The sequence below is a fragment of the Candidatus Arthromitus sp. SFB-mouse-NL genome (assembly GCF_000709435.1).
Taxonomy (GTDB): domain Bacteria; phylum Bacillota; class Clostridia; order Clostridiales; family Clostridiaceae; genus Dwaynesavagella.
On record NZ_CP008713.1, the window covers coordinates 817,592 to 839,844 of the forward strand.

Consider the following 22,253-nt stretch of genomic DNA (forward strand, 5'->3'; position numbering starts at 1 on the left):
TTAAAGATTTAGAATAAAGTCATCTTCTCCGACCTCTTCCAAATCTTTATCTTTAATAAGTCCTACATAGCTATTTTCATTTTCTTCAATTAATTCAAATTTGCCATTTGATGAAATATTTGGTGTATGTTCCTTTATAAGTTCCATCACTCTTTCATCAATATAATTTTTAACGCTATTATCAAGCATATTTATATTAATACTATTTTCTACAATTATTGTATTATTGAGTGTTACATCAATATTTTCTGCATCTCCAACAACTATATATAAATTTAATATATTTGTTGTAAAATCTCTCTGATTTGTTTTATATAAAGGAACTATATAATCAAATTGTTCTCCACTATTTATATAAGCATATAATATTTCCTCGTTTCCTATCCTTGAATAAATTCCAATTTCTCTATATAAAGTAGCTTTTGTAAGTCCATCACTATCAATACTGCAAGTAAGTTTTACTTGATGTCCTTCTTGCACGACAGAAATAATACTTCCAGTTGTAACAATATTTTTTATTCCAGTAAAATTTTTTAAATCCTCAAATTCTTCTACTTTACCATCCCCAACCTCAATCCTTGTAAACTCCATCCTTTCTCCTGCTAGTACTCTAGTTTGAAATTCAAAGGACTTTCTAGTTAAAACAATATGTTCATAGAACTCGTTATTCAATTGTACACCTCCTTATTTTTACTCTATTTATAATAATTCCATTATAATCAAAACCTTTAGATTTACTTTCCTTATTAAAAATAACTTCTTTAATTTTCACCTTATTAAATAAACTTCCAACAAAAATAGGATTATAAATCTTATCAGAAACCACTTTGATATAAGTAGTTATTTTTCTTATTTTATTAATTGCAAGTTCAGTATATACACTTGTTCTTCCTTTATTTGAGTAAGGTTTAACATTAATATTTGTATACTTGGTATTTTGAAATATCAATGCTGTATTAAAATTTTTGCATATATTCCTATAAATTTCTAAATTAAATCCAATATGAGCCGGTTTGTAATCATGAATTATATCCATAAAATTTAAAAGATTTGCATAACTCATAGGAATATATGTTTTAATTAAAATTCTATATTCATTTATGAATTCTTTTAACTCTGCTTTTTGATCAAAACTTTTAAGCATAGAAAGAAAATTAAAATAATTAGCATGGATTTGAAAAGAAAATTTCTTAATAACAGAATTAACTCTTTCTTCTATAGATAAATTTTCATTATTAAGACCTATGAATTTTTCCCACTTATCAATACTCTTTTCTGTTACTGTTGATATAGAAAGTTCTTTTAATAACTCTTTAGCATATTTATTTAAATAATAACTCTCAAATATTTCACTATTAAATATTTCCTTTAAATAAGGAGCTTTTAAAATAAATTCTGGTAAATAATTATCAAATCTAGATTTAATATTTTCTAAATCATTATTCATACAATATCTCATCTAAAATTCCCTTCTCATGAAACTCAAGAGTTCTATTTTCTCTAGAATTATTTATATAAATATCATCAAAATCCAGCACTCCATAACTATCAATCACAATAGAAATTATTTCATTATATCTAATAATATCTTTTACTTTAAGTAAATAGTTTTGAATACTTTCTTTAAGCTTTAATTTAATAATATCCAAATCATATGTATCCTCTATCTTTAATCCATTTATCTTTATTCTAATCGATACTTTTTCAAATGTTGTTACTATTACAGTTGCACCTATCGGAGCTTTTCCTTGTCCATATTTTTCACCCAATGGACAAATGTAGTCTTGAACTTTTTGAACCAATTCATTATTTAACACACTTCCATATTCTCCTCCAACAATAACTTTTACTGTTCCATTGCCGTAAAAACAAGGTAATGCTTTAGCTATTTTAACTCCATCAACTTCTAATGCCCATCTTTCATAATCTGTTACTGTTCCCACTCCCTCAGGATTAGCAACAACAAAATATACACGTTTCCTTAATTCATCATCACTTTCAATATTTTCTCCTCCTATTATATCTTCAATTATTTCAATTTCCCCTATTTTTAAATTATCCTTAAATAAAACTAGTTTATTACCTTTAATCAAATTATAATTAGACCCAATATCTTCAGCTACAACTCTACATAAATTATTACTATTAGAATCCTCTTTAATTATATATCTTAAACCAGTTCTTTCATTAATAATAATTGTGCCTTCTTCTATTTCTATATCTTCATTACTTTTTAAAATAACTATTCCTTTAGCCTTTTCTCCCTGTTTTCTATATACTCCATGTTCCTTACATCTTAAATCTAAAAATTCTCCCTTAGCTGTTTCAATAAATGAAGCTAAAAATCCATTCTTAAAAAATACTTGATTATTAATTATTTCTAGAGTGATTGCAGATACAATATCATTTAATATGCTTCCTTCACTTTTATCTAAATCGCTTTTTATATTTTTAAATATTCTCTCTTTAATTTCTTGTTCTGTATGAATATCAAACATTAAAACTCACCTCAAAATTTAGAGTTTTATCTGTCTTTGTTTCAATATTTAAATTTAAAAACAATTTAGTATATTCCAGTTTGTACTCTACAAAAAAGACACTTTCTATATATTTGTTTATAATCAGTGCTTCTATTATTTCCTTTTTAAAATCATTTTTAACTTTTTCAGTAAATACTTTCCCTATAAAACTCTTAATAGATGTTCCATAAGAATTAGAATATACCAAATATTTAAATCTAATAGTTTTAATAGTTTTGTAAATCCAAACCTTTAAAGCCTCTATCCCTTCTACAACAATAAAATTATTATTTTTAAATAGTGGTTCATCTTTTTTAAAATCCCATCCAATTTCTTTCAAACTATTTAGTTTCAATCGACTTGTTTCTTTTGCTTTAATATTTGGAAAAATCATAATACCACTACCCTATCAATTACAATAAATTTTTGACCATCTTCAATACTATATAAAACTACTTTTTCTCCAATTTTAAGTTTATCTTCTTCGTATTTATCTTGCTTGATCTTTGCTTCACAACTACAACTGCATTCTCCTGTACAATAAACATTACACTCTATATCTAGTATTAATGGTTCAAGTAATTTCTGTATTTTGTCAGTTAAAATAATATCATCTTCATCTAATGAAATATCACTTAAAGAAATAGACATTGGCTTTAAACTTTTAACTTCTCCAATGTCTATAACATTATTTGTAACTTTAGTATTACTATCTATCTCTTTTGCCAAAGACGAATAAACATTCAATAATATTCTCACCTCTTTATTTTTTAGATTGTGTTTTATTATTTTCTTTTGATTCTTCTTCTCCTGAATTCTGTTCATCCATTATTTTTTCAAAGCTAAGTTCAAGAGTTGTTGTATGAGTACTATTTTCAAAATTATGAGTATCACTTTTAATATAAAATAATCCCTTAATATTTGTATCTTTTTCTGTTATATGCACACATTTACCTGTTGTTAAAGATAAATCTCCAATACATTCAACACTTAAAGTTTTTTCAATATCCTTAAGTTTTAAATTATAATCCTCTTCTTCTCCATCTTTATTCTTTTCAAAACTTAAACTAAGTTTCCCATACAAAGAAATCCAAGAGTCATTTTTAATCTCTTGGATCTGTTCTTGTTTTTCATTATAGACAATAACTGCATTTATCATATTTTGTAAATCCTCAGAATGAGAAACTTTAATAATATTTAATCCTTCTTTTAAGTTGACCCCATTTTCTATAAATGCTTCTTTTATAGTTAATCCATTATTATAAATCATATAGTATTTCTTTTTAGTTTTCTCACTTGCCATTGTATAAGCTGTCTGAATAATTGAATATAAATCTACATTTCTAAATTTTCTATTTATAGTTATTCCTGTACTCTCTATATGATTTACTTTTATATCAAACTCATTACAAATTTTATTTGTAATTCCTTCTGGGGTTTGATTCTTAAAATTATAACTAGCTTGATTCTTTTTTAAATAAATTAACTTATTAAAGCAAATCAAAGTCATCTGTTCCCCTTCTGAATCTATGTCTTTTTTAAAAATATGGTACTCAATTCCATTAAACTCTATTATCTCTCCAAGAAAAATTTCTCTATATTCTTTACAATATAAATTTAAATCAAGGGTTCTAGATACCTCACTTAAGCTAGAACTAATACTCATTTTTATCCTTAGATTACTTATATCTATCTTATTACCATCTCTCTTAATATGATATATCTTAATCATAATTTAAGCTCCCGACCATCTAATATTAAATTGGGATTAGCAATACCATTTTTTTCAGCAATTTCCATATATCTACTACCATCTCCATAATATTTTTTAGCTATATTATATAGCGTATCGCCTGATTTAACTGTATGTGTTTGTACATTTTCTATCTCAAAATTTGCTTCTTTATCTCTATTTACTTTAATTTCATTAATACTTAGTTCCTTGCATTCTATGAGTGTAATATTATAATACATGTCACCTGTACCATCTTTAGATATCCATTCATACTTGCTTATCTGTACCGTTGTATCAACATCCATTCCAAATATCTTAAATGGTACAACTTTATTACTCCTTTGTATGTTATGCAAAAACCAATTAATATCTTCCATAGTATTTATTGACCTCGTATACTCTTTCGCGTATGATGGTTTCGGCTTTGTTGGATCATAAAAAAAAGAACTTATTTCAAAAGTTCTTAATTTCATATTTGTTGTTTTAGAGATTTCCCCAAACCCATCTATAGTAACGGATGCTATATCGTTTTCCTCGTATACATTGAGTTCTGTTTGCCTAACTGGAAATCTAAAATCATCAAGCCATATTTCATATAACATTAATCTTTGCCATCCTTATTTTATTTGCTATTATGTTAGCTACTTGATTAGCCATATTATTTATATCAATATTATTATTTGATCCTACATTAGCATTAACATTAATAGTTATATTGCTACTATTATTACTTGTTGTATTATTAGTAGTCGTAGTAGTTCTAGATCCGCCACTATTAACCATATTAACAATTCTATTATTAGATTTAACAGGTTCCAACCTATCCCTAAAATATAAACTATTATATAATTTATTTTCTTGTTCCGTTAATACTCTTTCACCTTTATGGAGCTGTGCAATATATCCATCATAAGGCACATATGATAATCCAGTTTTATGTGATCCATTAATTAAGGGAGTATTATATCCTGGTGCAGCTAAAGGATTATCCCTAGACACACCTAAAGCATTACCACTTGCTTTAAAATTATCTAACCTTTGTTGCTTAGACTTATCACTCCACTCTACATGTCCAATAGTCTTAATATTAACCATAGGTATAGCATTAAGCTTATCAATTACCCAGTTAACTCCATCTATTATTTTGTTAGTTGCCCATTCAACCTTCTCCACTATACTCTGCCATATATTATGTACAGCATCTCTAAAATTTTCATTTGTCTGCCACAAATGCATAATGACTAATACAATTCCTACCAATGCTCCTACAATAACCACAACAGGATTAGCTGCCAAAAAGCTAAATGCTCCGCCTAATAAATTTATTGCCTTAGATAATCCTCCTATAAGTCCTGGTAAATTACCAATTAATGTGCTTACCATCTTAAAACCACTAACGATTGACCCAACAGAACTAATAAGTGCACCTCCAACTATAATAAGAGGTGGTATAACTGCTGCCAATAAACCAAATTTAACTATATTACTTTGAGTCTCAGGTGATAAACTTCTAAATTTATCAACTAATCCTCCAACAATTTCAATCCCCTTTTTAAGATAAGGCAGTAATATTTCCGATATGCCTATACCAACATCTTCGAGTTTACTTTTAAGACCTGATAATCCACCCGATGCATTATTTTGCATGGTTAATGCCATATCATTAAGAGCTCCGTCAGAATTTCTAATATCACCAGTAAGACCTTCATACTCTTTAGCTAATCCATCAAGTATCCCATTTAGTTCAGTTCCATGTTCTTTACCAGCTATCATTGATAAGTATGTAACTCTTTGTTCTTGAGTCATTCCTTTTAAAGCATTTTCTAATTTGTATAAAGTTCTCCCTAATCCTATAAAATTCCCTTGTGAATCAAATGCTGAAAAATTAAGTTCTTCTAAAGCCTCTTTCGCTTGTCCAATTGGAGATGTTAAATTTGTTAAAAGTGCAGATAGTCCTCGTCCTGCTTGTGCTCCCTTATATCCCCTGCTTGCCATAACTCCTAGTACTGAAGATAATTCTGATAAATCAATTCCCAGTGAATTCGCTTTACCTCCTGATGTTATAAAAGCCTCCATTAATTCAATTACCGATGTATTAGCAGATGTTGAAGTTTTTGCTACCTTATCTAAAAATCCTTCTAATTCATTTACTTCAATTCCTAAGGCAGACATACTATCTGTAACAAGGTCTGATGTTGTAGCTAAATCTGCCTTACTGGCTTCAGATAATCTAAGTATAGGCTCTATTCCCCCTATAATTTGAGTAGTATCCCAACCAGCTAATGCCATATATTCCATTGCTTGAGCACTTTCAGTTGCAGATTTAGTTGTACTTGCTCCCATATCTCTTGCTTTATCCTTTAATAATTGCATATTTTCAATGCTTGCTTTGTCTCCAAGAGTTGCCTCAACTGATGACATCTGAGACTCAAATTCAACCCCTACTTTTAGTGATGCACCAATTCCCAAAGATACAGGGGCAGTAATACCAGCAGTTAATCCCTTTCCTATACCCTTAACGCTATCTCCAAGTTTATTAAAACCTGAGTACTTATCTTTTTCATTTTTAGATTTATCATAAAAACTATTTATGTTATCACTTGCACCTTCTAAATTAATAATTTTTTTATTATTAGATACAGATGAAATTTCTTTTAGTTTTTTGCTTAAAGCTCCTATACTTACATCAAGTTTGGATACCTCTTTTTCAGATTCTCTTAATTCTTTTGCGTACTTATTTTGTTCTGATTTCGCCTTATTTAGAGTTGTTGTTTTTTCTTTTAATGTTTTATTAATATCATCTAGAGCATACTCATATTTAGACAGTGCATTTGTATCACTAGATTCTTTAACCTTGTCCATCTCTTTAATAAGTCTTTGTTTCTTAAGAGATAAATCCTGTACTTCTTTGGATAAACTTTTAACTACTGGTGTAGAATTACTTAATAATTCTTTCCACTTATTCATAGTAGTCTGAGTTTCCTTAAGTTTTTCTTTATTCTTATTTATTGCATCATTAATACTATTTATTGCACTAGTTATATTTTTATCATCTAATTTATACGCATTACTTAATACACCTGATACGCCTTTGGCATTAGAGATAAATTCCGTTTGTTCTTTTTTGATTTTACTTAAAGTACTGGTAAAAGCATCTTTAAGTGTTATTATTGCATTTAAATATTTCATTCGTTTATCCTTTGATCTAATTCAATTTTAGCTATCATACTAGATCTCATAAATAATTCTGATCTTATATCTAATGATAATAAATACTCTAACTTAAACCCTTTTTGCAAATAATAATGATAAAAGTATGCATCATCATTAGATTTAATTAGTTTTTTAGATTATCAACTATAGTAGCTCCATCTGAATCATATAATCCAGTATCTTGCGTAAGTATTTTAGATATACTCGCTATTTCTCCAAGTGTAAATATTTTATCTATTACTTTATATGGTATAGTTACATTATAAGCTTTATGTAATTTAGTATCCTTGAAATTAGGATCAACGATTGAATTATATATTAAATATAAATCACCATCATGTGCATTATCCTTAGCTGTATCCAGTGCATCTAACATTAATTCTGTATCAGGTTTCTTAGCCTTAATTGTACTATCTAAACTTTTTATATATATCTCTATATATTTATCTCTTTTATCATTTTCAGTCGCCATATTTATTAATTCATCAAGCGTTAATCTTTTAGTATTCATATTTACCCCCTTATTAATTCATCGAATCTTATACCACTTGCGGTACATCCAAATTTATATTCTTCTTCGGTTACTTTTTTCTTTTCAAATTGGATTATTGCCGTCTCGTTAAACCAAACATTCTCTATTGTTACTCTTTCAGACCCAAAGGTATCTGGATCCGCTAGTTTAGCTATTATTGTTGATCTAGGATCCAATCCTTGCAACCAATTTTTAATAAGCTTATCAACAGCCCTTGAATGCAATTTTTTAACTGTAAAACTACCTTCTACTTTAATTGCAACAATTTTAGCATCCATATCAAGACCATCTCCTGGTACATCTTCTCGTTCTGGTGTTAGTTTAAGTTCGAATTTATTAATACCTGCAATCTTTTCTCCATCCCACCAGAGTTCGCCATAAGATCCATTTATATATCTTCTTCCCGATAATCTTTCATCCATAATTAAACCTCCTATATGTTAAAATTAATCTTAATATCTTCAATGCAATCCACTGGTTTTATACTACCTGTTAAATATAAATTACTTCCTACATTGCATTTCCTCAGATTAGTTTCATCCATTTGATTAACTTCTTCCTCCGTTTTACCTATAGACATTAAATAAGATCTATGAGCGTCAATATCTATATCAACTCTATTATCTCCCTCCAAAATACCATTACTCTTTAATTCTTCTAAATATGAATTAATACTAGAAATACATATCATTTTATTATCATAAGTATTGGATACCTTACCTATATAGTTATCCTTTACAGTCTTATAGATATCTTCTTTAATCATATCTAATATTTCTACTACGCGTATTTTTTTTAAACTATCTTCTGATTTTACTTGTGTAATCAAAGAGTTTATTCCTCTAGCTATTTTTACAACTCCATCATCTTTAATTAAAATCAGTTTTCCTTTATCTATTTCTGTACTAGGATCAGATATATTTTCAACATCAAGTATATCTTTGAGCTCATAATATGTTGATGATCTAGTAAATGGCATTGATGCAAGTATTCCTGATATTCTAGATACAAATTTATCAGGTGTATAAACTTTACCTGTATTGTCTGTACAAGTAGATATATAATTAATTATTCCTTCGTAATCTGCATCTATATTAGATAATACTGCTTTAAATACTTTACCCTTTTTTCTCTGTTCTTTTATAAAAGATACTATTTTTTGATTATCATCATTTTGTGGTGCTGGATAACATAAATAATTAAAACTCTCTTTAGATAAATTATCTAATGCCTTTTCTAATGTGTTTTCTTCAGTTATCCTCTCTATAATTACTTTATTTAAATTATCTTTAAAAACCTGTTCTATATAATCATTACTATCTTCTGAAAATTTTTCCTTATCTACCTTAACTAAGGATGTGTAGTTATATCTTGTTATATTTATATCGGTATCATCTTTAAGTATCATAGCTACGACTCCCCTACTACTCCTGGTTATTGCAGTTGATGATTTAGTTTTAAAATCTATAATAATCTCTGGTAATCCCACTCTTTATCCTCCTTTAAACTTTTAATTTTTACTCTCCCCTACTTTCAATTCCTTAAAATTATTTTAGTAATTTTTGTGTTACGATATCGTCACACAATTTGTCACACAATTTGTAACACAAAATTTTTCTAGAATCGATAGGGTAGGGTAACAATTTTTGGTAAATAAAAAGCACCATATTTTTAAAATACGATGCTTAAATATTTAATTCAAAATTTTCTATAAATTCTGATTCAGGTTCCAAAATTCCTTCATAGAATTCAATATCAAAATTTAATTCCACATACTCATCTTTAAATAAATTAATTTTATTATGTAATGTAAATATTCGATCTTTAACCTCAAGTGTTTTTACAAATAACAAATTAATATTATCTAGTACATCTAATCTATTAATTTCATCTTTATCTATATATCTCACATAAATATCTAGATACTTCTTTATGGTATTTGAATTATCTAAACTATTTTCATATTTTTCTACGGATACAAAAATACAAGGTGTATCAAATCCTTCTTTGATATTATCAGAGTAAACCTTAATATTAAGAGTTTTAATTTTATCTATTATAGCTTTCTTAATATCCTTAACCTTAACCATTTTACTTAAAAAATTCCTTCATAAAATCGTCTTCTAGACCCTCTTTAACCTCTTTTAATGCACTTTTTAGCATATGTTCTCCCGCTTTAAATCCTTTAACTTGTCCATTTTTATCTTTAATAACATGCCCATCTTCTAGTAGATGTGATACTGGAGACGTATTGTATACTGTTATAGATGTAATAGATCCACTGGATAAATTTTTAATTTTCCAGCTCCTACGAGTTCTACCAGTTTTAACAGGAGTACTATCTCTTGCTATTTTAGATGTTTTACTCGCTATTTTGCCAACAAATCTCTTAACATTAACACTATATCCTTTATTTAATGACTCTAAATAGTCCTTAAATTCATCAAATCCTTTAAGTTCTATGGCTTGCCACCTCCAGAGTCATCTCTTTATTAAGATAATTATAATTATCAATACTTGTAATAAAATAATCTTTATCCTTAAATCTGATCATCATATTAGTATTAATATCTTTATAATATCTTATCTTAATTCTAAGATACTCAATATTATTTACCTTATCATTTATATATTTACCCTCTTTACCTGTCTTATTTTCAACTTTTGCCCATAATTTCTTATATATTACTGGTATTTTGATAATTTCTCCTAAATCATTTTCTGATTCCATATAATCAATAATACTTATTCTATGTCTTAATTTACCTATATTAATTGTATTACTTATCATCTATCTCACCATCTATAATCCAAGTATCTTTTAACTGATATATTATAGATTCCAAACTATACTTAATTAGATCCGTTGATCCTATTAAACCTCTATTATCATACCAATGTGCTATTAATATCCTAATAGCATGTTTATATAGCTCATTATCATAATTTTTAATGCATCCAGCATTATATAAATAATCTTCAGCTGCTTTTTGCAAACTTAATATAAAACTATCTTCATCATCATGATCAACTTTTAAGTATAATTTTATATCCTGAACATTCATAATTAATTATATTTTTTATCAGTTTTAGATACTGATGCTATACGAAATGTAGAAGTTAATAATAATCTAATATCAAAATTTCCAGAAACAATAATTTTATTAAAATTATCTGTTACATTAACATCCTTTTCAAATAAAATACCATTTTCATAATTTATATGTAATTTAGAAAAATCCCCTATTACTGGATTTTCTGCAAATTCACAAAATATTAATTTAACACCTAATATTGATTCAAACTGTTTATTATAAAAATTGTTATTCTCATCAGATAAATCACATATCATTTTTATATAATCAGTTTTACGCATAACTATTGCAGTATTTTCGCAATACATATCCCCTAAATCGGCTAATGAATTTTTTATTGTTTTGAATAAATTTTCTCCCTCAATTTCTTTGATAGCATTTTGAGAGGAATATATATTCATATGTTCTTCTTCTGTATTTATATTTTTAAATATACAATATTTTTCTCTATATTCTAATGCTTGTCTTAATTTATCCTTTAAATATGTTATGACCCATTTATTATCTACATCATTTACTATATTAGGTATGTTAACACTTATTTTAAACTTATTTTTAGTAAACTTTATTAAATCACTTTTTGTTTTAAGTTCTTGTTCTACTTCATTTTCATATTCAATACCATCAACCTTATATGATATACGAGGTAAAATTAAATCATTAATATTTGTTATTGTTACTACTTCTCTTAATGATGTTTTATCTTTTTTAAATAAATCCCTTTTTAATTCATTTTCATGCATTAAAACATTTCCCATATTTATTTCATCTCCTTTACTTATCTTCAATCTTTTTACTTCTTGTAGAAGCTACTTTAGCTATTCTAAAGGCTGATTTTAATTTTATCCGTATATCTGCCCAAGCTGTTAAAACAAATAATTCCTGACCATTTTCAATATCTTTTCCAGAATCAAATACAGAATCTATATCGTAATTTAAATGCAATTGAGAAAAATCACCTATTATTGGCTTTTCTGCGTATTCACAAAATATAACATTAACTCCTAATACTTGTTCTGGTTGTTTGTTATAAAAATCAGTATTAAAATTTGATAACTTGTCTATCATGTTTGTATAATCACTTCTTTTCATAACTATACTGGCTCTTTCATAATATTTATCTTCCAGATCTGATAATGCTGTTTTTATTGCTTTAAATAAATCTTCTCCTTCAACCTCTTTAATCGCATTTTGAGAAGAATATATATTCATATGTTCCTCGCCTGAATTTGTAGTTTTAAATATACAAATTTTCTCCTTCTCTGCTAACCCTTCTTTTAACGCTCCTTCTATATAAGATACTAAATCAGCATTAGTGCCGTATAATACAGTATCAGAAACCCTACATTTAACTTTAAATTTAAACCTTCCAAAACTAATTTTATCACCAGTTAATTTTAATTCTTTTGCAGTTTCATTATCTTTTATAAAGTTATTATCTTCTAATTCATAGGATACTTTTTGTATCTCAAGTCCTCTTGTATTAGTAATTGTCATTATACTTCTAAGTGGATTATCTTTAAGAGGTTCTCGTAAAAGTTCGTTAGCCAATGTCGTAGGTATTAACTTTTCTCCTCCAGTGCTTGGAGTAAGATTTGCTCCAAATAAACTTCTTTTAACATCTTCTGGTATTTCATTTCCTAAAATTATACTTTTATAATAAATTCCCCTACAAATAATCGGATCATCATTATTTATTTGTACTTTTATAGACTCTTTTTCCCTCCTTTCAAGTTCTCCTTTAAGAACTTCAAGGCTTGTTGTAATTGTATCAATATCTTTCTTATTTCTTGTTATTCCTTCTGAATCATTGGATAAAGCAAGTTCTACATTCTCACTATAAAGTTTTTGTAATTGCTCATTAAAATTTTGTAGTTCTCTTTTAATCTCATAAACTGTTCTTTTACTCATTTAAATTCATCTCACTTTCTCTAATTTCTTTTAATTTTCTTTTTGATTCTCTAATAATCTCTTCAAAATCTACATTATTTTCTCTATTTTGGTTTTTGCATTTAATTTCTCTACTCCTTTTAACTTCTGCTTCTGTTACTTCATAAGCTGGTATTGGAGTTATAGTTATTTCAATTAAATCAATTTCAAGAATTTCTCTAAGGATATTCCCTCCATCATCTTTACTCCAAATATTTTTTCTAACATATCCTGCAAAACTACACTGATTAACTATACCTTTATCAATAAGTTCATATAAATCATTCCCTTGAGTTGTGTTTGGAAGTTCAATTTCAAAATAAAGTCCTCTATCTTCTTCAATAAGTTTCATATTTACATCTTTACGAGCTAAAATATTGTTAAAATCGTGATTATATAACGCAAGTATAGAATTTTCTTTAAGACTTTGAGTAAATGCTCCCTTTCGTATACACTCTTTCCACGATTCTCCAAAGCTATTTATATCTGTCCAAGTATTAAATACAACTGCATAACCCTGTATTATTTTCTTATTATCATTATCTTTTTTAGCTCTATAGGTGATTTCAAAACTCCTTTTAATACTCATATCTTCCATATTAATCACCTCCATTTAAAATTCTTTCATGTTGATCAAGCGTATCTAAGTATGAATAATTAAGAGATATTACTGGTCTCTCACCTATTTCTCCATAACTTTCTAAATCTTCTAAACTCCTAACTTCGTTTAGTGTCATAGCCCCCATTGAAACCATTTCTCTGTAAAATTGGGCTCTAGTAGTCATGTCAGCACGCATTAAAGCATTAACATTAAATTTGAAATAATACCCATCTTTTATTTGTTGTTCATTTAATAATTTTTTATTAAGTTCTTGCTCTATTAAGACAACTTCTGGAGCTATACAATTTTGAACAAAATCTATTGTTTGGTGTTCCATATTTGCATATTTCCCATCGGTTTCTCCTAACATAAAAAGAGGTAGCCCAGAAACTGAACTTACCTCTTTAGCGGTTATTTTATTTATATCTGATTGTTTTAAATCATTAATATCGTACTTTATTTGCTCAAAAACCATACCAGAATCTAGTACTACAAGACCATTAAATCCTTGAGAATAACTTTTTTCAAATTGTTCTTTATATTCCTTCATTTTCTCAATAGATAAATTACTAGGAAGTTTTAATGTCGCTCCTGCCTTTATTGATTTTTCCATCTGCTCAGAATTTATTTTAATAACATTTTCTTTAAAGTTTAATTGACTCCTTAAACACTCTAAAAAACTAATTCCTTTATACCCTGAAACATAAATGCTCGAGAAATGGAGAATATCTAAATTATGTAAATATAACTCTTTATCATTATATGGTTTATAATAAACCTCACCTAGTTTATCTAAATATATGCCTACCTTTGATGGATCTAAAATATTAAGTTCTACCACCTCCCCTATACTATTCCTCTTAATATAAACATAGGAATTCCCATATATTTCTTTTTGAGCTATAACAGTTCTCCAAAATATATACGGTGTCATATTGTTATTAGGAGACGTATCTAAAATATAAGATATATCGTTATTAACTGTACTCTTACGTTTAAATACACATTTATTTTCTTTAACCATATCATTTTTATATAGTCTTAACGGTAATTGAGCAATAGCTTTACTCTTTCTATCAACTACTGCATAAATTAAACTATGTATTTCTAATAATTTTTCTCTATATCCACCATTTAAAGAAGGTAATAAATTCAAGTTATTTCTTAAATTAATTCCAATGATTGGACTTTTGTTCCTCTTAAAAAATTCAAATATCTTCTTAAACATATATCCTCCATTAATCAAATTTCCATATATCAAATATTAATTCTTTCTCATTTTGACTATACATAGCTCTTACAAAAGCATTAATAACTGATGCAAGTGGATCTATTCTCTCTTTTGCCTTTCTCTTATCTAATTTAAAGTTACCATTAGTATCACTTATAGTAATAGCATTTAAAACAGCAAAATTAAGTATTGGGTTATTATCATGTACTATTTCTTGATTGTATACTTTTTCTCTAAATGTTTTAGTTGCTTCTCCAAGCGTCCTTATACCTTGTCTTATTTCAACAGTGTTATAACCTAAATCATTTAAATCTCTTGCAAGTATACTAGCATTCCATGGATCGTAACATATTTCTTGTATTTCTAATCCATATTCTTGCTCTATCTTCTGTATATATCTAATCAATACTCTATAGTCAACTGTATAACCTGATGTTAGTGTTATATATCCTTGTTTTTCCCATAAATCATATGGTTTTTTCTCTAACTTTATTTTTTCATCTATATACTCTAATGGGCTAAAATTATGATTAAATATAAAAAACTTATCATCTCTAACACCTATTATACCTATACTTGTCAGGTCAATAGTTGATGATAAATCTATACCTATCCATACTTTACATTCTCTTAAATACTCTAAGGTAATATCTTTTACACACTTACTCCACTTATCTATATCAAGGTATGTGTTATTGGATGTTCCTATCTGTACCCACTTATTCATATGTTTGGTTAGGTAATTACGCATATTTTCTGGTTTGTCCAATGATTCCCTTAAAAATGTTCTAATATTATTGATACCCTCTTCATACGTAGCAAGTAGTGGATTGGCTTTAATCCAGTTTTTCTCATCTTTTATATCGTCTTCTTTTTCAAGCTCGCAAATCAAGGAAAAATATTCGTCATTATGTATTGAACCAGATAATAGCATACCAGAGTATTCATACTCCTTGTGACATGGAGAATATAAATCAAATCCAGCAGTAGTTATTATAAGTGTTAATGGTTCAGTTCTTGCAATCATACCACCCTCTAAGACATTTAATATCTCATCTGTTTTATGGCAATGATACTCATCAATTATCGCAAGGCTAACATCCTTACCATCTCCAGTGTTTATAGCTCCAAGGGATAAAGGCTCAACAATAGATCCTGTTTTTTTGTTAGTAAGTTTATCTCTAATAGCATAGTAAGATCCATCTAAATATTTATTTGTCTTAATAAGTCTAGAAACTTCACGAAAGCATATTTCAGACTGTGATAATCCCCAACCTGTTATATATATCTCTTGTTGTTCCTTAACTACAAACAAAAAATAGCTTGCTATTATAGATATTAATTGTGTCTTACCATTTTTACGCCCTAATTGTATATAAGCCTTTTTGTACTTTCTATAGTTTGTAATTTTATCTTTAATGCACAATATATTAACTATAATAAATAACTGAAAATCCGTAAGTTCTATATTTTGTCCCTTAAGTACACCTTTAGAATATGTAAAATAACTTGCCCATAAATTAATGAGTCTTAACTCTTCTATATCTAAATAATAATTGCTATCCTCTCTTATGTCACTAAAGAATCTGGAACAGGCTTGTTTATGTTTTTTACAAGCGTTAATTTTACCGTTGAGTATCTTATTACAATACTTGATAACTCTATTTTTAAGTTCTGTGCTTGTCATAACTTAAATGCCCCATTGAAATTATGTATTTCGCTTTCTTTCTCATTGCTATGTACTGTTAATCTTAATCTTGATAATGGACTTAGACCAAATTCTTTTGATAGCTTGTTTAAAATCTCAAAATACTTATTCTTAATCTTTAATTTAGGATTTTCTACAACATTAGTAAATCCTTCTCTATTAGTGTATTCAATGGTTTCTCCTTCTTTTTTAATCTCCTTTTCAAGCTCTAAAAATTTTGTATAGTGATGGCAATACAAAGCAAGAGAATTAATATCCAAATTGTTTAATACATTTAAATCTATTAAATCTTCAGATAGATCATTAAATAAGGTTTTAGCTTTTGCAGATAACCAAGAAGGAGGTTTAATTTTATCAATTTTATTACTCTTTAATAACTTATCTTCTCTCTCTTTCCTTTTTCGTTTTTCATCTTTTGTCAAGTGTTTTTTGTTAACTAGTGTTAATTTCGGTGGTCTCCCCATACTCTCCCCCCTTTCAACGATTTTTTAGGGAATTTGTTGAAAACGAAACTGCCCCCCACGGTACCCTTAGACCCATATTAAAACAATTAAACATAGGGGGGACATAAGATATTATTAATCATCCCAAAACTTAATAAATTTATTTTCATTCAATATAATCATTTCATCTACATCCAATATCTCTGCTATTATCTTGATTTTAGATATTGGTATATCATTAATACCAGTTTCTATTTTATTTATTGCAGACCTAGATTTATATCCACACCTTTTAGCTAATTCATCTTGTGATAATCCACGTAATATTCTAACCTTTCTAATACGCTTACCAACATTTTTCAAATATTCAAACCTATCCATATTAAAACCTATTATGTACTTTATTATGACAATCAGCACAAAGTGTTATTAAATTATTTTCATCTAACGCTTTAGAGTAATCTTCTTTAACCTCAATAATATGATGGACTGTATTACATATAGTTATTTTGTTATCTTTTATACAATCTTGACAAATATAGTTATCCCTTTTAAGTATGTAATCTCTAACTATTCTCCACTGTACACTTTTATAAAATTTTCTGTATTTGTCGCCCTTACGTTTATCATCATAATCCTTACGCCATCTCTTTACTTGATTCTGAATTTCCCTTTTATGTTCATTGCAATATTTATCTTTTAAGTTTATTAAGTTATTACATCCAAACTTATTACATAACTTTTTCATTGTCAATACCATGTACTAACCACAAATAGTATGTAAATCCTTTTAGTAAATCCTCTTTTGTACTTCCTTTCTTTTCACACCTACTCAAATATTTTAAAATATTCCCTTTTAAATAACCTATGTACTGTTCCTTAGTTAATTTATCATTTATAAAATCTATAGTTTCAATCCTACCTGAATAATGTTCAGAATTTAAAATTAAATCCTTAACCTTATCAAACATTTTCCCTAATTCATTTACATCAATTTCGTTATTATCTTGTTTAACATTATTATTCATTTTTAAAATCTCCTTTTTCCCCAAAATAAAAAGCTACTGAAATAAATTCAGTAACTTTTTTAATTCAAATACTTTTTAATTTTTTCTTCATTCAAGCTATATTTTTTAACTAGTTTTTATTTTATTATATTCTAATCAGTACCTAATTCTTTTAAGCTTTAAATTAAATTATTAATACTTCATTCTAATCCTTATTTAATATATAAAAATGGTGATTAAATATATAAATCACCATTAAACTTTCAACTAATCATTACAGCTTTTCATAAGATCCCATGATATTGTATTATTACCTAGTTTTTGACTTTCCCTCCATGCTCCACCACTTTTATGAGATATATCAACTAAAGTTTTAGGAAGACAGTTCTTATACTCTTCGAGTACATCATCAATTATATACAATAAATCATAATAATGATCAAATCTTGATAGTTTACTAAATACAATTACCTTAAATTTATTATCTATAGATATCCTTTTCTTACCATATTCCTTATAATTATGATAAACACTTGAAACTACAGGTCCAAACTCCCAACATCCGAATTCTTCCTCAAATAATTGTATGTCATATTTCTTTAAAAATCTAACCGCTACGAAATATAATATCTTTTGCAATTCCAAATTACTTAAATCCTTTTTACATAATATAGCTTTAGCTACATCTATCGCACTAATTTTTGTATCCTTACTAATATAGCTAATAAATTTTTTATAATCTAAATAATCGATAAATTCAGTATCCTCAAAATAACTATCTATATCATATATAGAATTAAAATTACTTGAAGCTGTATATACAACATGAATATTAAAATCAAGGTGGGAAAATTGATTCTTTACATTATCTATAATATCTGTATACTTTTTAACGTTAATACCATCATAACAATAATGTAATGCTAACTTTTTCTTACAAAAATAGCTGGTATACAAAAATATAACGTGTTTATACATCTTATTCTCACCCCTATATAAATAAATTCTATATATCGTTATATTGATTAGTCCAATCCATATATCCTCTCTTATATATTTTATGAGATCTCTCATTAAGTTCCGTGTTTAAACTATCCCAAATCTGTAATTCAATTGGAAAAATATTATTATTTAATCTACTCGAAAAATAAACATGATCAGCTATATATGGACTGATATCATTATATCCTTTAGATGTTAATTTGATTTTATTTCTAAATTTCCCTTCTTGATTTATGCGTATATCCAAATAATCTATAAATTCTCTACGTAATTTATTGTAATCATCTATAATAAATCTAATTCCAAACAAATCATTTAAACATTTATTTATTTTAATTTTGCCATTCTCTTTACGATCTGTGTATTTAGCTAACTTATTCATAATAGATTCAGGACTCTTTATTCTATAACGTGCCTGCTTAACGAAATAAATACCCTCTTCTATTTGTGAAAGTATATTATCTACTGCTTTCAAATCATTTGTGATAAATACATTATTAAAAGAATTTATATAAAATTGAATATAATCATTAAATTCTTTATCTACTATATAGTTAGAAAAAATATCGTCTACTCTTTTTTTATTCAAATTTATCTTATCTAAATTTTTATAACTATCAGTTTTTATAATTGAATTTTCATAAACATAATATAAAGAATCTACTATTCCTACTAATCTTACATAATTGTCTATCATTATACTTAATTTCATTAATCCACCATTAGTTAGAACTTAATATTATATGTCTTATATAATTAAATTATACCATAGATATTTATAATTAAACATATTGTAATATTGTGTTAAATTCCATTACATCTTACAAACCTGCTTATTTACTAGATTATGTATTTTTTACACCTTTGAATTAAACCTGCTCTCAATATGGATAGTTCTATTCAAAAAAATAAAAAAGACCTTCATTTTTAAATGAAAATCTACCAAAATTTTAAATTATTTATTGATTTTTTTATAGTCTCAGAATTTACACCAATATATCTAAAGGTAATATCAGCGTGAGAATGATTAAATATTTTTTGAAGAATTATGATATCTTTATTAGTTTTATAATGAAAATATCCAAATGTTTTACGTAGACTGTGTGGTGATATTCTCAAGTCAAATCTATCTCCACAACTTTTGATTATTTGGAATGCTCTAGCTCTACTTATTGGTCTATCGCCATTATCTCTATAAGATATTATATACTCTTTATCATCCCTATTTTTAATAAATGATTTTAAAATATTTTGTAGATTAGGATTAATATTTAAAGTCTTTCTCTTACCTGTTTTTTTCTCAACTAATATAAATTCATTTCTGTTTTTAACATCTTTAACTTTCAAATTTAAAATATCAGTTATCCTTAATCCTGAGTAAACAGCAAGTGAAAATAGTACATAATCCCTTTTATTATTAGATTTTAAATATCTCGCTATCTCCCCTAATAATTCCTTGTCTCTTATTGGTTCTGTATAATTCATCTGTCATCTATAAAATCTAATGATTTTTTATAATATTCTTTATTTAATTCAAACCCTATATATTTCCTGTTCAATTCTTTCGCCACCTTTGGTATCATCCCACTCCCTGAAAATAAATCTAATACAGTATCTCCTGTATTCGTGCTAATTCTTGTATATCTTTCTATTACTTCCCTTGGTTTTTGACATGGATGTATTCTATTTGAATTCTTTATAGTTGTTTCTATAAAATTTTCCATTTCTAAATCAAACTTATTAAAAGTCACACCTATCTCTTTATAATACTCTTCTTTTTGTCTTAAATATTCTTGTTTTAATTCCTCATATTCTTTCTTAAAACATCCAGTTACTACCTGTAGTTTTTTGTAGTCTTTTTCACTTGGAAAAATAAAATTATAGTCAGAAAAATAATGCTTAAAAGTGTGAGATTTTAAAATGTGATACATCTCTTTATATTTTAACTTAGATTTAATCTTTTCTTCTTTAAGATAATCTCTAATTTCTCTAAATTTGTTTTTATCTCTATGTACTATAGTCCTAGTATCTAGATTACTTTTAGTGTAATAAAGGATGTACTCACATGTTTGAAAAAACTTATTTAAGCAAGTCTTCTTGTTCCTACTAGGATATCCCCAATTTTTAATTAATAAATTCTTCTTATGCCAAGTTATAAAATTTTTGCAATAAAAACTTGTATTATTATCAATAATATCCTGTAATACATGAATTGTATAATATTGATTATGAAAAAAATAAAATGACCCTGTATCCTTAAGTACACGATCACACTCTACAAACACCTTTTCCATGAAACCTAGATAATCATCTCTAAAATCCCATCCCTCATTTTTATATTTGATATTATATGGTGGGTCAGTAAAAATTAAGTCTATTGATCTATCATCTATTTCTTTAAGTCCATCCAAGCAGTCAATATTATATATCTTATTTAATCTTAGCATGAACACCTCTTAATAAAAAAACAATAAATCCTCATTCATTGAAACAAGGATTTAGCAGTTTATAAAATATTTTGATTAGTATCTAATCATTTTGTTACAAATCATTTTATTTAACAATATAAAATTTTATGGAGTACTGTGTAAATATATTTCTTTACAATTCGGTACTTTATCATTTTAACACATTTTCTTTTAAAAAAGCGGACATCTTTTGGACATTTTTTCGGACATCAATTTTCTATTTTTGTTATTAATTTTATGATTTTCTTTATTTACATCTAATTTTCAAATAAATACGCTTAAACTCATAATAGCATCATCCCTCTTACGTCTAACTTGTCGTTCCGAGTATCCTACACTCGATGCAATACTATTTATCGTATATTTTTTACAATAAATATCAACTAAAATTTGTTTATCCCTTTTATCAATCATATTTAATGCACTATCCATATAATCTTTTTCAAGATATTTAATATTTAGTCTTTTAACTAAATCCACTTTATCATCTATTAACTTCTCAAGTATGTACCCATCACTTTGATTTACAGTATCATCTAATCTGCTTGTCTTAATTTTAGTTATCTTATTATCAATAATATTTATTTTATTCCTAAGATGCAGTATATCTTTCTCCACGCTCCCATATTCCTTTAGTTTTTTAATAGTTCTTATCTTTTTGTCCATCGCAAACAACCTCACCAATTATAATACTGATAAGTAGACCACATAAACATTACAAACTAACAAACTTAACTAAAATAATTCAATCTACATCAATTTTACATGCG

At 26.7% G+C, this 22,253-nt stretch carries 29 protein-coding genes; all 29 read right to left on the reverse strand.

Features of this window, described 5'->3' with window-relative positions:
* Positions 1-672 (reverse strand): hypothetical protein, encoded by a 672-nt coding sequence (locus SFBMNL_RS03955; protein ID WP_042294609.1) that lies wholly within the window; start codon positions 670-672, stop codon positions 1-3.
* Positions 665-1,459, reverse strand: a complete 795-nt coding sequence (locus SFBMNL_RS03960) for a putative phage tail protein (RefSeq protein WP_042294610.1) — start codon at positions 1,457-1,459, stop codon at positions 665-667. Before SFBMNL_RS03960 ends, SFBMNL_RS03955 begins: the two co-directional genes overlap by 8 nt.
* Complete coding sequence (locus tag SFBMNL_RS03965) at positions 1,440-2,498, reverse strand: baseplate J/gp47 family protein (RefSeq protein WP_042294611.1); 1,059 nt, start codon at positions 2,496-2,498, stop codon at positions 1,440-1,442. The genes SFBMNL_RS03960 and SFBMNL_RS03965 overlap by 20 nt, the downstream gene beginning before the upstream one ends.
* Positions 2,491-2,913 (reverse strand): DUF2634 domain-containing protein, encoded by a 423-nt coding sequence (locus SFBMNL_RS03970; protein ID WP_042294612.1) that lies wholly within the window; start codon positions 2,911-2,913, stop codon positions 2,491-2,493. The genes SFBMNL_RS03965 and SFBMNL_RS03970 overlap by 8 nt, the downstream gene beginning before the upstream one ends.
* Positions 2,910-3,278, reverse strand: a complete 369-nt coding sequence (locus tag SFBMNL_RS03975) for a DUF2577 family protein (RefSeq protein ID WP_158336023.1) — start codon at positions 3,276-3,278, stop codon at positions 2,910-2,912. Before SFBMNL_RS03975 ends, SFBMNL_RS03970 begins: the two co-directional genes overlap by 4 nt.
* Positions 3,279-3,282: 4 nt before the next feature.
* Positions 3,283-4,251 (reverse strand): XkdQ/YqbQ family protein, encoded by a 969-nt coding sequence (locus SFBMNL_RS03980; protein ID WP_042294614.1) that lies wholly within the window; start codon positions 4,249-4,251, stop codon positions 3,283-3,285.
* Positions 4,248-4,856 (reverse strand): LysM peptidoglycan-binding domain-containing protein, encoded by a 609-nt coding sequence (locus tag SFBMNL_RS03985; protein WP_042294615.1) that lies wholly within the window; start codon positions 4,854-4,856, stop codon positions 4,248-4,250. The genes SFBMNL_RS03980 and SFBMNL_RS03985 overlap by 4 nt, the downstream gene beginning before the upstream one ends.
* On the reverse strand, positions 4,846-7,443 hold the full coding sequence (locus tag SFBMNL_RS08090) for a phage tail tape measure protein (protein ID WP_052341891.1): 2,598 nt from the start codon (positions 7,441-7,443) through the stop codon (positions 4,846-4,848). The genes SFBMNL_RS03985 and SFBMNL_RS08090 overlap by 11 nt, the downstream gene beginning before the upstream one ends.
* A 148-nt stretch (positions 7,444-7,591) precedes the next feature.
* Positions 7,592-7,978, reverse strand: coding sequence for a phage tail assembly chaperone (locus SFBMNL_RS08095; protein WP_052341892.1), 387 nt, complete (start codon positions 7,976-7,978; stop codon positions 7,592-7,594).
* A 2-nt stretch (positions 7,979-7,980) separates the two neighbouring features.
* A complete protein-coding gene (locus SFBMNL_RS04000) occupies positions 7,981-8,421 on the reverse strand; it encodes a phage tail tube protein (protein WP_042294616.1) in 441 nt (146 codons plus the stop codon).
* Positions 8,422-8,432: 11 nt separating this feature from the next.
* A complete protein-coding gene (locus tag SFBMNL_RS04005; RefSeq protein ID WP_042294617.1) occupies positions 8,433-9,488 on the reverse strand; it encodes a phage tail sheath C-terminal domain-containing protein in 1,056 nt (351 codons plus the stop codon).
* Between the two features lie 196 nt (positions 9,489-9,684).
* The gene (locus tag SFBMNL_RS04010; protein WP_042294618.1) at positions 9,685-10,089 is read right to left on the reverse strand and encodes a phage tail terminator family protein; all 405 of its coding nucleotides are present in this window, start codon (positions 10,087-10,089) and stop codon (positions 9,685-9,687) included.
* A gap of 1 nt (position 10,090) precedes the next feature.
* The gene (locus tag SFBMNL_RS08550; protein ID WP_081832587.1) at positions 10,091-10,462 is read right to left on the reverse strand and encodes an HK97 gp10 family phage protein; all 372 of its coding nucleotides are present in this window, start codon (positions 10,460-10,462) and stop codon (positions 10,091-10,093) included.
* Entirely contained in the window at positions 10,452-10,790 is a 339-nt protein-coding gene (locus tag SFBMNL_RS04020) for a phage head closure protein (RefSeq protein ID WP_052341893.1), read from the reverse strand. The genes SFBMNL_RS08550 and SFBMNL_RS04020 overlap by 11 nt, the downstream gene beginning before the upstream one ends.
* A complete protein-coding gene (locus SFBMNL_RS04025) occupies positions 10,780-11,064 on the reverse strand; it encodes a head-tail connector protein (RefSeq protein WP_042294620.1) in 285 nt (94 codons plus the stop codon). Before SFBMNL_RS04025 ends, SFBMNL_RS04020 begins: the two co-directional genes overlap by 11 nt.
* 2 nt (positions 11,065-11,066) lie before the next feature.
* Positions 11,067-11,882: a hypothetical protein gene (locus tag SFBMNL_RS04030; RefSeq protein WP_042294621.1), complete on the reverse strand. Its 816-nt coding sequence runs from the start codon at positions 11,880-11,882 to the stop codon at positions 11,067-11,069.
* Positions 11,869-13,005 (reverse strand): phage major capsid protein, encoded by a 1,137-nt coding sequence (locus SFBMNL_RS04035; RefSeq protein ID WP_042294622.1) that lies wholly within the window; start codon positions 13,003-13,005, stop codon positions 11,869-11,871. The genes SFBMNL_RS04030 and SFBMNL_RS04035 overlap by 14 nt, the downstream gene beginning before the upstream one ends.
* The gene (locus SFBMNL_RS04040) at positions 12,998-13,621 is read right to left on the reverse strand and encodes an HK97 family phage prohead protease (protein ID WP_052341894.1); all 624 of its coding nucleotides are present in this window, start codon (positions 13,619-13,621) and stop codon (positions 12,998-13,000) included. Before SFBMNL_RS04040 ends, SFBMNL_RS04035 begins: the two co-directional genes overlap by 8 nt.
* A 1-nt stretch (position 13,622) precedes the next feature.
* Complete coding sequence (locus SFBMNL_RS04045) at positions 13,623-14,852, reverse strand: phage portal protein (protein WP_144238982.1); 1,230 nt, start codon at positions 14,850-14,852, stop codon at positions 13,623-13,625.
* Between the two features lie 10 nt (positions 14,853-14,862).
* Complete coding sequence (locus SFBMNL_RS04050) at positions 14,863-16,542, reverse strand: terminase large subunit (protein ID WP_042294624.1); 1,680 nt, start codon at positions 16,540-16,542, stop codon at positions 14,863-14,865.
* Positions 16,539-17,027 (reverse strand): phage terminase small subunit P27 family, encoded by a 489-nt coding sequence (locus SFBMNL_RS04055; RefSeq protein WP_042294625.1) that lies wholly within the window; start codon positions 17,025-17,027, stop codon positions 16,539-16,541. Before SFBMNL_RS04055 ends, SFBMNL_RS04050 begins: the two co-directional genes overlap by 4 nt.
* 114 nt (positions 17,028-17,141) lie before the next feature.
* The gene (locus tag SFBMNL_RS04060) at positions 17,142-17,387 is read right to left on the reverse strand and encodes a helix-turn-helix domain-containing protein (RefSeq protein ID WP_042294626.1); all 246 of its coding nucleotides are present in this window, start codon (positions 17,385-17,387) and stop codon (positions 17,142-17,144) included.
* 1 nt (position 17,388) lies between these two features.
* Positions 17,389-17,754 (reverse strand): HNH endonuclease, encoded by a 366-nt coding sequence (locus tag SFBMNL_RS04065; protein WP_052341904.1) that lies wholly within the window; start codon positions 17,752-17,754, stop codon positions 17,389-17,391.
* A complete protein-coding gene (locus tag SFBMNL_RS04070; protein ID WP_052341895.1) occupies positions 17,738-18,034 on the reverse strand; it encodes a DUF3310 domain-containing protein in 297 nt (98 codons plus the stop codon). The genes SFBMNL_RS04065 and SFBMNL_RS04070 overlap by 17 nt, the downstream gene beginning before the upstream one ends.
* 246 nt (positions 18,035-18,280) lie before the next feature.
* Positions 18,281-18,991, reverse strand: a complete 711-nt coding sequence (locus SFBMNL_RS04075) for a Panacea domain-containing protein (RefSeq protein ID WP_042294628.1) — start codon at positions 18,989-18,991, stop codon at positions 18,281-18,283.
* 28 nt (positions 18,992-19,019) lie between these two features.
* On the reverse strand, positions 19,020-19,727 hold the full coding sequence (locus tag SFBMNL_RS08100; RefSeq protein ID WP_052341896.1) for a hypothetical protein: 708 nt from the start codon (positions 19,725-19,727) through the stop codon (positions 19,020-19,022).
* 227 nt (positions 19,728-19,954) lie between these two features.
* Positions 19,955-20,500, reverse strand: coding sequence for a tyrosine-type recombinase/integrase (locus tag SFBMNL_RS04085; protein ID WP_042294629.1), 546 nt, complete (start codon positions 20,498-20,500; stop codon positions 19,955-19,957).
* Positions 20,497-21,462, reverse strand: a complete 966-nt coding sequence (locus SFBMNL_RS04090) for a DNA-methyltransferase (protein ID WP_042294630.1) — start codon at positions 21,460-21,462, stop codon at positions 20,497-20,499. The genes SFBMNL_RS04085 and SFBMNL_RS04090 overlap by 4 nt, the downstream gene beginning before the upstream one ends.
* 285 nt (positions 21,463-21,747) lie before the next feature.
* Positions 21,748-22,149: a hypothetical protein gene (locus SFBMNL_RS04095; protein ID WP_042294631.1), complete on the reverse strand. Its 402-nt coding sequence runs from the start codon at positions 22,147-22,149 to the stop codon at positions 21,748-21,750.
* Positions 22,150-22,253 lie beyond the last annotated feature (104 nt).